11 protein-coding genes are annotated in these 11,859 nt (G+C 69.6%); 4 read left to right on the forward strand and 7 right to left on the reverse strand.

The features are described 5' to 3' along the window. Nucleotides 1-12: 12 nt before the first annotated feature. The 3 genes from OG558_RS37325 to OG558_RS37335 all read right to left on the reverse strand — a co-directional run bounded on the left by OG558_RS37325 (nucleotide 13) and on the right by OG558_RS37335 (nucleotide 2,877). Nucleotides 13-876: a hypothetical protein gene (locus tag OG558_RS37325; protein ID WP_329476403.1), complete on the reverse strand. Its 864-nt coding sequence runs from the start codon at nucleotides 874-876 to the stop codon at nucleotides 13-15. 11 nt (nucleotides 877-887) lie between these two features. Further along, a complete protein-coding gene (locus OG558_RS37330) occupies nucleotides 888-1,664 on the reverse strand; it encodes a citryl-CoA lyase (RefSeq protein WP_405067222.1) in 777 nt (258 codons plus the stop codon). Between the two features lie 76 nt (nucleotides 1,665-1,740). After that, the gene (locus OG558_RS37335; RefSeq protein WP_405067223.1) at nucleotides 1,741-2,877 is read right to left on the reverse strand and encodes a CaiB/BaiF CoA transferase family protein; all 1,137 of its coding nucleotides are present in this window, start codon (nucleotides 2,875-2,877) and stop codon (nucleotides 1,741-1,743) included. 192 nt (nucleotides 2,878-3,069) lie between these two features. On the opposite strand from OG558_RS37335, the gene OG558_RS37340 reads away from it, so the two are divergent. Then, a complete protein-coding gene (locus tag OG558_RS37340) occupies nucleotides 3,070-4,542 on the forward strand; it encodes an amidohydrolase family protein (RefSeq protein WP_405067224.1) in 1,473 nt (490 codons plus the stop codon). A 45-nt stretch (nucleotides 4,543-4,587) separates the two neighbouring features. Continuing rightward, entirely contained in the window at nucleotides 4,588-5,412 is an 825-nt protein-coding gene (locus tag OG558_RS37345) for an IclR family transcriptional regulator C-terminal domain-containing protein (protein ID WP_405067225.1), read from the forward strand. Nucleotides 5,413-5,416: 4 nt separating this feature from the next. Here the strand turns inward: OG558_RS37345 and OG558_RS37350 are convergent, their stop codons facing one another. From OG558_RS37350 to OG558_RS37360, 3 genes are all read right to left on the reverse strand, one after another. After that, complete coding sequence (locus OG558_RS37350; protein ID WP_329476398.1) at nucleotides 5,417-5,872, reverse strand: hypothetical protein; 456 nt, start codon at nucleotides 5,870-5,872, stop codon at nucleotides 5,417-5,419. Between the two features lie 7 nt (nucleotides 5,873-5,879). Continuing rightward, nucleotides 5,880-6,464: a sigma-70 family RNA polymerase sigma factor gene (locus OG558_RS37355; protein WP_329476397.1), complete on the reverse strand. Its 585-nt coding sequence runs from the start codon at nucleotides 6,462-6,464 to the stop codon at nucleotides 5,880-5,882. Between the two features lie 69 nt (nucleotides 6,465-6,533). Then, nucleotides 6,534-9,140 (reverse strand): CHAT domain-containing protein, encoded by a 2,607-nt coding sequence (locus OG558_RS37360; RefSeq protein ID WP_405067226.1) that lies wholly within the window; start codon nucleotides 9,138-9,140, stop codon nucleotides 6,534-6,536. 56 nt (nucleotides 9,141-9,196) lie between these two features. Between OG558_RS37360 and OG558_RS37365 the strand changes: the two genes are divergently transcribed. Continuing rightward, nucleotides 9,197-10,489: a S8 family peptidase gene (locus OG558_RS37365; RefSeq protein ID WP_405067227.1), complete on the forward strand. Its 1,293-nt coding sequence runs from the start codon at nucleotides 9,197-9,199 to the stop codon at nucleotides 10,487-10,489. 263 nt (nucleotides 10,490-10,752) lie between these two features. Further along, the gene (locus tag OG558_RS37370) at nucleotides 10,753-11,385 is read left to right on the forward strand and encodes a hypothetical protein (RefSeq protein WP_329476394.1); all 633 of its coding nucleotides are present in this window, start codon (nucleotides 10,753-10,755) and stop codon (nucleotides 11,383-11,385) included. Here the strand turns inward: OG558_RS37370 and OG558_RS37375 are convergent. Further along, on the reverse strand, nucleotides 11,364-11,693 hold the full coding sequence (locus tag OG558_RS37375) for a hypothetical protein (RefSeq protein ID WP_405067228.1): 330 nt from the start codon (nucleotides 11,691-11,693) through the stop codon (nucleotides 11,364-11,366). The genes OG558_RS37370 and OG558_RS37375 overlap by 22 nt on opposite strands. Nucleotides 11,694-11,859: the final 166 nt, after the last annotated feature.

Below are 11,859 nucleotides of genomic sequence, written 5' to 3' on the forward strand. Positions count from 1 at the left end.
CGCTACGCTCGTTCACGACGGCACTCCGTTCGGGTACCAGGTGAAGTAGGCCTCCATGGTGTGGAAGAGGTCGAGCGAGTCGACGTGATCCGCCTTCGCACCCGCGCCGGCCACGCCCATCATCAGCATGAAGTCCATGAAACCGTGGGTCGCGTTGCCCGGCAGATGCAGGCTGTCCAGCGTCACCTCGGCCAGGCAGCCGTCGACGTCGCCGCTCGCGATCCAATCGACGGCTTTGCGGTCGAACTCCGGATCCGGACCGTGCTCGCCGAACTGCCGCGGCCCACCGAGCTCCAGCGACAGGTGCCCGGTGCCGATGATCGCGACCCGGGCGTCGATCGGCCACGACTCCACCAGTTGCCGGATCGTCCGGCCGAGCTCGACGAACCGCCCGGGCCGGGGCAACGGTGGCGCGAAGATGTTGGTGTAGATCGGCACGATCGGCAGGTCCGCCTCCGGGCGGAGCGTGATGATCGGGCAGGTGATGCTGTGGTCGATCCGCAGTTCGTTGCTGAAGGCAAGGTCGAAGCCGGCGTCCAGCCCGTTCCGCAGGATGTGCGCGGCCAGCCGCTCCTCCCCCGGCAGCGTCATCCGCGGCAGCCCGAACTCACGCTCCTCGTTGTACCAGTTCGCATCGAAGTACGGCGCCTTGCCGACCAGGAACTGCGGCATGTTGTCCAGCCAGAGCTGGTGGAAGTGGTCGCTGCCGACCATCACCAGGATGTCCGGCCGGGCCTTGGTCAGCGTCTCCCGGAACGCCTCGATCTTCGCCACCCACTCGTCGGCGAACGGCGGCCGGTCGGCTCCGGTGGCGGTGCTCGCGCGGTAGTAGAACGGGTGATGCGTGGAGGCGATGACCGCGGCGACTGTGGCCATGTGGTGCTCCTTCAGCTAGCGGGATCGACGTAGACGGCGTTGCGGTCCACGGTGAGGTAGGCGTCCATACCGATCGGCCGGCGGCGTTCCTCGGCGAGCTGACCCAGCAACCCGGCAGCCCTGGCCAACAAGGCGAATCCGCGCAGCAACTCGACCGGCAGCCCGAGATCGGCGAGCGCGGCGCCGCACACGCCGGCTCCGTTCAGCGGGAGCCTGCGGCCGAGTACCTGCTCGTGTACCCGCCCGATGGCCTCGAAGAGTCGGAGGTGTGGACCGCGCAGGCCTTCCTCCTCGGCGATCCCGATCAGGACCGGGGTCCGCGGATCCTGGACCTTGTGCACCGGATGCCCGAGACCGGGGACATACTTGCCGGCCTCCCGCGTTGCAGTGACAACCTCCAGTGCGAGCTCGTCCCACCCCGCATCGTCAGTCGGCAAGTCCCGCCCCTGGAGGGCCTCATCGAGATACATCCCAGAGTCCTCGGTCACCCCGAGGAAGCGGGAGCCACCGCCGAGCAGACCGGCGGCAAGGGCGCCTTGCAGCGAGTCCGGGGCGGAGAGATAGGTGAGCCGGGCCGCGATGGCCGTCGGCGTGAATCCGTGATCGGCGAGAGCGACCAGCACCGCCTCGAACACGCGGGTCTCGGACGGAGTCGGCCGACGCAGCGCGACCAGCCAGAACGCCAGCTCACCGAAACCGACCTTGCCCATCAGGTCAGCCGTGAGGTCCTGACCGAGCAGACGAATCTCGTCGGCACTCGACGTCCCAAGTGAGGTCGGGAAGCTCATCCACGTCCTCGCTTCGCTCCGGGCGCGGATGAGGCACGGACCGCGCTGTGCTTGATGATGAACTCGCTTCGCTCGTTCATGTGAGCGGCTCCTTCAGCCAACGGCGGAGTTCGGCGCCGTGTTCGTCCAGCTCCGGCGGTGGCAGCCGGTACGACGCCGCGTCGTCCGAGAACGTGATCGGGTTGCGCACGGTCGGGATCGATCCCACTGTGACCACCGGGTCGAGACCGATGTCCTCGGCGAAGGCCACGCCGCCGTCGACGGTGTTGATCGGGCCGCACGGCACACCGGCGGCGATGATGTCGCGGAACCACTCCATCCGGGTCCGGGTCTCCAGCCGCTCGACCAGCAGCGGCCGCAGTTCCTCGCGATTCGCGGTGCGCTTCTCGTTCCGGTCGAAGCGCGGGTCGTCCGCCAGCTCCGGCACGCCGAGGACCTCGACCAGCTTGCGGAACTGGCCGTTGTTCCCGGCCGTGATGATCAGCTCGCCATCGGAACACGGCAACGGCTCGTACGGGAACAGGCTGGGATGGCTGTTCCCCATCCGCAGCGGTACCACGCCACCCGCGACGTACGCGCTCGACTGGTTGACCAGACCGGACAGCGCCGACGACAGCAGGTTGACCTCGACGTGCTGACCGCGTCCGGTCTCGTGCCGGGCGTTGAGCGCGGACAGCACACCGATCGTGGCGTGCAGGCCGGCCATCACGTCGAAGACCGAGATCCCGGCCCGGTACGGCTCGCCGTCCGGGGAGCCGGTCAGGCTCATCAGCCCGGAGATCGCCTGCACGATCAGGTCGTATCCGGGCAGCTCCGCACCCTTCGGGCCGGAACCGAAGCCGCTGATCGAGGCATAGATCAGCCCGGGGTTGCCGGCAGCAACGGTCTCGTAGTCCAGCCCGAATCGGGCCAGCCCGTTGGGCCGGAAGTTCTCGACCAGGACGTCCGCGCGCCGGGCCAGCTCCCGGGCCGTAGCCTGGTCGCCCGGGTCCTTCAGGTCGAGCGCGATCGACCGCTTGTTCCGGTTCACCGCGAGGTAGTACGTCGAGATGCCGTCGCGGACCGGTGGCTGCCAGGACCGGGTGTCGTCGCCGCCGGGCGCCTCGACCTTGACCACGTCGGCGCCCAGGTCGGCCAGCAGCATGGTCGCGTACGGACCGGCCAGGATCCGGGAGAAGTCGGCGACCAGCAAGCCGGAGAGCGGACCGTTCACGCACCAACCTCCCGCGGCTATTACGGACACTTGTCCGCACACTCTGATCGCCTCAGTCTCGATCGGCCTCCGAGCCTCTGTCAACCACCCGGAGCGAACCCTTGACAGTCCTCGCGGACGCTTCGATAGTGACCGTATCGCCCCGTTGACCGTCATACGGACGCGTGTCCGGGCACTCTTCTGGAGGGGAACATGACCACAGCCGAGACACCGGTGGCGGGCCGGCCGGTGCTGCTGCGCGGGGGGACCGTGCTGACCATGGACGACGACCACACGGTCGTCACCGATGGAGACGTGCTGATTGTCGACAATCAGATCGCCGCCGTCGGCCGGGCGCTCGACGCGCCCGAGGGCACTCAGGAGATCGACGCGACCGGCGGCATCGTGATGCCCGGCATGATCGACACCCATCGGCACATGTGGCAGACCGCGATGCGCGCGTACGGCGCCGACTGGACGCTGACGCAGTACTTCGTCTGGTACTACCTCGAGCACGGCAAGACGTTCCGGCCGGAGGACATCTACGCCGGCAACCTGACGTCGGCCTGGGAGTCGCTCGAGGCCGGGGTCACCACCACGGTCGACTGGTCCCACGGGCTGCAGAGCGTCGACCATGCCGAGGCGGCCGTCGACGCGTTGCGCGCCGTACCCGGGCGGTTCGTCCTTGCCTATGGCAACATTCAGGCCGGGCCGTGGGAGTGGACCGCCGATCCGGCCGTCAAGGCGTTCCTGACCCGGATGCGGGACGACTCCACCATCGGGCTCCAGCTCGCCTTCGACGTCACCGGTGATCCGGCGTTCCCGGAGCGGGCCGCCTTCGAGGTGGCGCGTGAGCTCGGGCTCGGCGTGACCACCCATGCCGGCGTGTGGGGTGCGACCAACGACGACGGCATCCGGTTGATGCACGAGAACGGCTTCATGACGCCGCAGAACATCTACGTGCACGCCGCGACGCTGGCCACCGACTCCTACCAGCGGATCGCGGCCACCGGCGGATCGGTCTCGGTCTCCACGGAGTCCGAGCAGAGCGCCGGCCAGGGCTACCCGCCCACCTGGCAGGTCCGCCGCTACGGCATCCCGGTGTCGCTGTCGATGGACACCAGCGTGTGGTGGAGCGGTGATCTGTTCAGTGCCATGCGGACGACGCTCGGCGCCGATCGGGCCCGCGAGCACCTCGAGGCCCACATGAAGGGCGCCACGGTGACCCACAGCCACCTGCGGGCCGAGCATGTCGTCGACTGGGCCACCCGCGGCGGCGCGAAGGCGCTCGGCCGGGACGACCTCGGCAGTCTCGAACCCGGGAAGAAGGCGGACGTCGTACTGATCAAGAACGACTCGTCACCAGTTTCGTTCCCGCTGATCAATCCCTATGGTCACGTGGCTTTCCAGGCCCAGCGAGGTGACGTGCACACCGTGATCGTCGACGGCCGGGTGGTGAAGTTCGCCAACCAACTGGTTGGTTGCGACCTGGCCGCCGTACGCAGCGGTGTCGAGGCGACGGTCGACTACCTGCGCTCGTCGCTCGGGGAGGAAGCCTGGACGAGCGGGATGAACCCGGAGCTGCCGAAGGGCGAGGTGTTCGACAACCCGTACCAGTACACCGAGTACAAGTCCGACTCGACCCGCGAGGCCCGCGGCACCATCTTCGGCGAGCCGGGGTCGTAGGCTCGGTCGGACCAGTTCGCCCGACGACGTGGAGGCAAGGAACCGATGGCAGGACGTGGGGCGGGCCCAGACTTCGTCGAGTCCTTGGCTCGCGGGCTGGACGTGCTCGCCTGCTTCGACGCGGACCACCGCACCATGTCGTTGTCCGAGGTGGCGGCCGCGGCCGGCCTGGCCCGGCCGACCGCGCGCCGGCTGCTGCTGACGCTGGAGGAGCTCGGCTTCGTCCGCACGGTCGACGGCTCCTTCCAGCTCACGCCGAAGGTGCTGACCCTCGGCATGGCGTACGTCGGATCCCTCGGCCTGTGGGACATCGCGAAGCCGCATCTCGAAGCCCTCGTCGGCCGGACCGGCGAGTCGTCCTCGATGGCCCAGCTCGACGGCTCCGACATCGTCTACATCGCACGGGTGTCGGTGCCGAAGATCATCGCGCTCCGGGTCGACATCGGCACCCGCTTCCCGGCCGCCCAGACCTCACAGGGCAAGGTCCTGCTCGCGGCTCTCTCCCCCGACGACCTGGCCGGCGTCCTCGCGCAGCCGAGCCGGGCCGGACTCCCGCCGTACATCGGACGGACCGCGGCGCAGCTGTGCAACGAGCTCACCGAGATCCGCGCTCGCGGCTGGGCCCTGGCCGACGAGGAGCTGGCGCCCGGAGTCCGTTCGGTGGCGGCCCCGGTCCGGGACGGCACCGGCACAGTGCGCGCCGCGATGAATGTCACCGTCCACGCCGCGGAGACGTCCACCGAGAAGCTCCTCCACGACCACCTGCCGGTGCTTCTCCGTACGGCGGGAGACGTCAGCGCCGAGTGGGCGCTCTGGCAGTCCCGCCCGCACGTCGAGCTCGACCAGCCCGGTCGCGAAACCTCGGCCTGACCCGCTACGGCGTGATCCAGCCGGTCAGGATCGTCGTACCGGACTCGGTCGTGCAGACCAGCCGGTAGGGCGCGGTCGGCACCGGGCGCAGGGTGAAGAAACCCAGCTCGTCGATGTCGGCGGTCGCGAACTTGCCGCCGTCACCACGCGCGCTGACCGAACCGGCCTCCGGCGGGTCGAGTTGGCCGAGGACCCCGTCCGGGGTCAGCTCGATCTCGATCGTCCAGCCGTCCGAGGCGAACGTCAGCGACCGCAGCGTCGCACTCTCCGACCGGACCGCGGCCGGCGCCAGGGACTCCCAGGCCGAGTCGTAGGTGAGCGCGGCCAGTTCGGCGTCGATGGTGCGCCAGACGAAAGCGGCCTTGCCGGCCTCGACGAACGTCCGCGGCACTTCGTCGGCAGTGGTCAATGCGTCCCGCAGGGCATCGAGCAACTCGTCGTCGTTCCAGTCGAGATTCATCACGCGCTCACCTCCTCGAGTTCTCGTCAGGTCCCCCGGCGACCAGCAGCGCCAGCGCGGGGGTACGGCGTAACCGGTCCAGGCACCGGGCCCGGTTCGGGCCGATGCTGCCGATCGGGACGTGCAGTTGCCGGCTGATCTCGTCGTACGCCGCCGGCGGGTCCTGCGTGAGCAGGGCCAGCAGCGCCTGGCAGCGTTGCGACAGCTCGCGGAACGCAGCCCGGATCACCGCCCGGCGTTCGTGCCGAAGCACTTCCTCCTCCGCGATCGCCTCTTCGACGACGTCGGTCGACTCGGCCGGGTCAACGGGCTCGACTCGGCTCGTCGCGCGCAGCAGCCGGTAGCACTCGCGCTGGGTCGTAGTGGCGATCCAGCCCGGCAGGGCCGCGGGTTCCCGCAGTCCTGGCAGGTGCTCGATCAGCCGCAGCCAGACGCTCTGCCCCACGTCGTCGGAGTCCGCGGCTGCCAACCGGTAGCGGCGGCAGACGGACCAGACGAGTGGCGCGTAGCGCTCCACGAGTTCGTCCCAGGCATCCTTGTCGCCGTCCCTGGCCCGGGTGACCAGAGCGACGACAGTCGGGTCGTCCCGCATGTCATCCCCCTTTCCACACCGGATCGCTTACCTTACGGAGCAGATCCGGCGCGCGTTGATACATCATGCTCAGGCCCCGAGCGCGACGAACGACCGCCCGGCGGCCACCGCCACCGGGTCGTCGGCAGCCGTGGTCCGGGCCGCGGCGAACGCAGCGGCGAGCGACTGACCGGCTTGCAGATTGTCGTGCAGCGCGGTCATCAACGGCACGGTCGCCGGATCGTTCACCGGTACGACGCTGGCCAGAATGCCGGCCGCTCCCAGGGGAATCAGACTGCTGCTCAGCCCGAGCAGCTCATCGGCACCGACAGGCTTCGCCAGCCCGGAGTCGCAACTGGACAACACCAGCCGGTACGGCGCTCGCCGCAACCGCTCGAAGTCGTACACGGTCAACGGCCCGTCATCCAGCCGCAGTGACGAGAACAGCGGGCTGTCCGACCGGAACGTGCCGTGTGCGGCGATGTGCGCGATCCACGCTCCGTCGAGCGCACGCAACACCTTCTCCGCGGTCGCGTCGCCGTTCGCCAGCACGGTCGCGTCCGGATAGCACTCGGCCAGCCGCATCACCTCGGCCTTGCCCGCCGAGAGCCCAGGGCCGAGCACGAGCACCACGCGTCGATCGGACGGCGGCCGCAGCCGGCGCGCCCGCAACCAGGTCGCGGCCGAAGGGACCACGTTGACCGGACGATCGGCCAGCGACGGCAACAGTCCCCACGGCAGTGCCTGGAGCCGACCCGGCGGCACCATCACCGCCGGCCGGTCACCGAGCAGCTCCTGCGCGGACCCGAGGATCGCATCGGCGAGCCGGGACCCGAGTAGGTCGAGCGAAGGACCACGCTGCGACCGGCCGTGCGCCAGCCAACGCAACCGGAACCGCGAACGCTCGACCTCGATCGCCGCTGTGGACACCGGCCCGACGGTGTGCCGGCTGACCTTGCCGTCCCGGACCACGACGGCATGCAGCACGTCGTCGACCTCGATCAACTCGACCAGCACCGTCTCGCCCAGTGCCCCGATCAGCTCGTCGAGATCGAAGCGCGCCGTGGACCCCCGCAACGGCTGGCCGTCCGCCCGGTGAGTCCGCTCGCGAACAGCCTTCTCGAGTCGTCGCCGCTCGCGGTCCAACGCGACTGTGCGTCCCTCGAGATCCAGCCGCCGTACGACGTCGCGCAAGGCGGCGAGGTCGCCGATCAAGTGCTCGTCATCCGGCGGTCGGACCGGCGGAACGGTGAGCGCCGTGGCTCGCCACCGTTCGCCCCAGACCAGCAGGCTTCTCGCATCGTCACGCCGCAATGCGTCGCGCAACGCCAACTCCGCCAACTCCGCACCATGACCGGTCGCCAGCGCGCGCAGCTCGGTGGCACCCATCGTCAGCCGATGCTCGTCCAGGGCGTCGAGGCCGCGCGCACAGGCGGTCAGCATGCCGCGGACATCGGCGCGAGCCTCGGAGCGCAACGCCTTGCCGAGCCAGGCCGCGCTCCGAGCGAGTGGCGGCGCGTCCTTGCTGCGGCGCGCGGCCAACTCCAGCTGATGATCCGCGATCCGCGCACGTCCCTCGGCCAGCGCGAGCCGACCGGCCAGCAGATGCGCGGCCGACGCCTCCGATGCACCGAACGCATCGAGGCGGCGAGCCACTTCATTCACCCGACGCTGCAATCGCGGACCGGTCTCACCTGACTGGTAGCGAGCCTCGAGCTGAACCATCGAGGAGCGCACCGACCACCACTCGCGACCTTGCGCGGAGAACAGCCGCCGAGCCCGATCGGCTCGCTCCCGCGCGGCATCCAGGTCACCGGTCGCGAGCGCAGCGGTGGCCGCCGCGAACCACAGCTCGCCGCGCTTCGTCGCCGTACCGCCTTCGGCTTCCATCTGCACGATCGCCTGATCCATCTCGGCCAGCGCTTCGGTGCTGAGACCGGCCGCGAGCAGTACGCCGCACCGGTCGATGGCGAGATCGGGCCACGCCACGCCGACCGCCGCGAACCGCCGTCCGGCTTCGTCCAGATACCTCAGCGCCGCCGGCAGGTCGCCCCGGGCGAACGCGACCAGTCCCCGGTTCTGGCGGGCTTCGGCGTACTCGAACTCCTGGCCGGTGGCGGCGTACAGGTGCTCGGCGACCGCGAAGTCCGCGTCGGCCCGCTTGGTCCCGCCGAGGGCCAGCTGGATGAAGCCGCGGTAGTTCCGCGACCGTGCCTCCCAGACCTGATCGCCGGAGCGACGCAAGCGCGTGATCGCCGACCGCAGATCGTCCAAGGCCTCGCGATGCCGGCCCAGGACGAGCAGTACGTCGGCCCGCCGCAACAACACGCGCCCGCTCAGCGCACCCCGGCTGAGGTCGACGGCCCGGTCGAGGTTGGTCAACGCCTCCCGGCTCCGGCCGGCCCGGCCCAGGGTCGCGCCGAGCGTGGCCAGCACGTCCGCTTCGCGATCGGGCCGACCGGATCGCTCGGCGAGCCGCAGCGCGATCCGGAGCTCGCGGATCGCCGTGGTGATGTCGCCGAGCTGCCGCGAACCGATGCCGGCAGCCTGGTGGGCCAGGGATGCGACTGCCGCCGACGGATCATCGGACAGCAGGGATCGCGCCGCCGCGATCGCGTCGTGCGGGCGTGACAGTGCCAGCGGCAGCAAAGATTCCGGTGCAACCGCCGTCTCGACACTCCCCCCGGCCGTCGGCACTCTGAAATGATAACGGCCGGTTGCACCATTTCATCGATTCAGGGGGAAGGCAGGAAATGGCCCAGGATGGGAACGGCACCGGGGGAAGTCAAACGAACGAGCGAAAGTACGCCGCCCAGATCAGGTTGATTCTCGAAGCATTCGGCCGGGAGGTCGAGGTCCATCCGGCGGACTGGGAGAAACAACCGGACGGCGTCGACTATCTGTGCCGCGCCGGGACCGTCCTGGTGCGCGACGAAGACCTCACCCGGGTCGTCGAACTCTTCGGCGGCGGCACTCCGGCCGAGGGCGGCATCGGTGGCGTCACCCGGCTGCAACTGCCGGACAAGCCGCCACCGGACGCACCGGAGGACCCATCGATCACCTTGCGGTTCATCAAGTACGCCGATCTGCGCCTCGGCCGCGGCGTGGTCACGCCGGAGCACTTGTTCTACGTGTGTCCGAGCGTCAGTCCGTGTCCGGCCACCGAGCCCGAGGAGGTGCCGCCCGGCATTCCGCCGGACCCGGTGCTGCCGACGCCGTTCCTGTCCGCCGGCGCGGCGGACGGGCGTGGCGTGAAGGTCGTCGTCCTTGATGTCGGTTGGTCCGACGCGCCGGGGGCGTACTGGCTGAACGGGGTGACCGGCGACCCGGAGAACGCGTTCGACGGAGCCGGGCGGATCCGCCCGTACGCGGGTCACGGCACCTTCATCGCCGGTGTGATGCGGGCGATCGCGCGCAATGTCGAGATCGTGGTGAAGAGCTATTTCACCGCCGCGGGCGCGATGTGGGAGTTCGATCTGGCCCAGGCCCTCGACGAGGTGCTCGATCTGGCGCCGGACATCATCAGTTTGTCGGCCGGCACGCGGACGCGCTTCGATCTGCCGGCCCTTGGTCTGGACGTGTTCATCCAGACCCGGCTGAATCGCGTCAACGGCCTGGCCCTGGTCGCCGCGGCCGGCAACGAAGGCACCCGGGACTACTTCTGGCCGGCCGCGTTCCCCGAGGCCGTGGGCGTCGGAGCGCTGGCGGTCAACGGGCGGGATCGCGCGTCGTTCAGCAACTTCGGCGGCTGGGTCGACGTCTACGCCCCGGGCGTGGACCTGGTCAACGCGTACCTGACCGGCACGTACGAGTGCACCGAGCCGCCGAACGCGGGCCAGTTGCGCGACTTCACCGGAATGGCCCGCTGGAGCGGTACGTCGTTCGCGACACCGCTGGTCGCCGCACTGATCGCGGGACGGATGTCGGTGACGGGTGAGAACGCCAAGCAGGCCGCTGACGCGTTGCTGGCCTTCGCCATGACTCAGCCGGAGCCCGGCGTAGGCGGCGTACTGCGCGCCGGCGACGCACTGGCCTCACTCGGCTGACAGCTGGAAACTGCGCTGACGCGGTGCGGACAGCCGGCCTGACCACCGGATTTCCTCCCGCACCGCGTCAGCCCTCCCCCTGCAGCGCCCCCGGTTGTTCTCCCCCCTGGAACAACTCGAAGGCTTCCCCCCACATTTGTGCGGAGTCAGGGACGTGCGCTGCTGATACATCCCTTTCCGGAAATTTCCGGCCGTATCTCGAGCCGGTGCTCGCGACTCCGCTAGGTAAGAGCAACTTCTCGGGGGAGATCACAGTGGCCACCATGGATCTGACGTCCGCGCAGACCGCGGACACCGTCCGGCCTACGAAGCCGGCCAAGGCGCGACGGCGCGACAAACCCGCCACGTCCCCGATGACACCGACGCTGCGGCGAATGACCGGCATGGTGAACGCGCTCGAAGGACTGATCGCCTTCGTCTGGCTGGTCGCGTCGTACGGACTGGCCGAACGGCTGGTCGCCGCGCAGGAGGCGGCGCCGGTCGGCACGGTCGCGACGCGGTCGCTGCGCTGGTGGGGGCTGGACATCCCGCTCACGCTGAACATGAGCCTGCTCATCGTCGGCGCGGCGGCCGGTGCGGTCGGCAGCGTCGTCCAGCAGGGGCTGGCGTTCGCGCAGTACGCCCGCTACGACCGGCTCCGGAATGGGCAGGTCTGGTGGTACGTGCTGTTCCCGGTGTGGGCCGCGCTGCTGGGCGCGGTGGTGGTGGTCGCCGTCAACACCGGGCTGATCAGCATCGGCGACGAGACCCCGTCGACCGCGGGCGTTACGGTCCTGGTCACCATGGGGGCGTTGGCCGGTCTGTTCACCAACCAGGCCCTGCGACGGCTCCGGCCGATCCTCGGCGGGCCGACGAGTACCGAACCGATCGACCCTCAGCCGCCGACGGGGGGCTGAGGGTTCTCGCAGAGGAACGGGGCCCGGTTGCCGCCGGAGTGGTAGTGGTATTGCTTGCCGGCCACCTCGAGGATGGTGCGAGTACCGGGGATCAGGGCCTGGGTGTAGAACATGCCGGGCTCCGGGCAGCCGAGGCTGCCGTCGCGCCAGGTCACCTCGTCCGAACTGACCACGGTCACCTGGCTCTGATCGACGCCGAGGTGGCTTGCCAGCGCGGCCTTTGCCTGCTCGACCGGATCCGCCGGCAGTGTCGGCGGATCCGTCGGTCGCGGCGTCGGCCCGGGCGTCTGCGCACTGCTGGGCGTCATCGACGGTCCCCCTCCTGCTTCCTGCGATTCGTTGCCGCACGCAACCAACAGGACAGTTGCGGCGGCAGCTGCCATCATCGCGCTCACTCTGTGCATCATGATCACCTCCCACAGTAGACGCCGTACCGAAGCTGTTCGTTGCATGCCTTGTTGTTCAGGTGGTGTT

Source organism: Kribbella sp. NBC_01510 (assembly GCF_045040325.1).
In the GTDB taxonomy this organism is placed as follows: domain Bacteria; phylum Actinomycetota; class Actinomycetes; order Propionibacteriales; family Kribbellaceae; genus Kribbella.

What these genes read in the sequence shown, in the direction of transcription:
- OG558_RS37325 (WP_329476403.1), bottom strand. Translation starts at nt 876, where the DNA reads ATGGCCACAGTCGCCGCGGTCATCGCCTCCACGCATCACCCGTTCTAC.
- OG558_RS37330 (WP_405067222.1), bottom strand. Translation starts at nt 1,664, where the DNA reads ATGAGCTTCCCGACCTCACTTGGGACGTCGAGTGCCGACGAGATTCGT.
- OG558_RS37340 (WP_405067224.1), top strand. Translation starts at nt 3,070, where the DNA reads ATGACCACAGCCGAGACACCGGTGGCGGGCCGGCCGGTGCTGCTGCGC.
- OG558_RS37345 (WP_405067225.1), top strand. Translation starts at nt 4,588, where the DNA reads ATGGCAGGACGTGGGGCGGGCCCAGACTTCGTCGAGTCCTTGGCTCGC.
- OG558_RS37350 (WP_329476398.1), bottom strand. Translation starts at nt 5,872, where the DNA reads ATGAATCTCGACTGGAACGACGACGAGTTGCTCGATGCCCTGCGGGAC.
- OG558_RS37355 (WP_329476397.1), bottom strand. Translation starts at nt 6,464, where the DNA reads ATGCGGGACGACCCGACTGTCGTCGCTCTGGTCACCCGGGCCAGGGAC.
- OG558_RS37365 (WP_405067227.1), top strand. Translation starts at nt 9,197, where the DNA reads ATGGCCCAGGATGGGAACGGCACCGGGGGAAGTCAAACGAACGAGCGA.
- OG558_RS37370 (WP_329476394.1), top strand. Translation starts at nt 10,753, where the DNA reads ATGGATCTGACGTCCGCGCAGACCGCGGACACCGTCCGGCCTACGAAG.
- OG558_RS37375 (WP_405067228.1), bottom strand. Translation starts at nt 11,693, where the DNA reads ATGACGCCCAGCAGTGCGCAGACGCCCGGGCCGACGCCGCGACCGACG.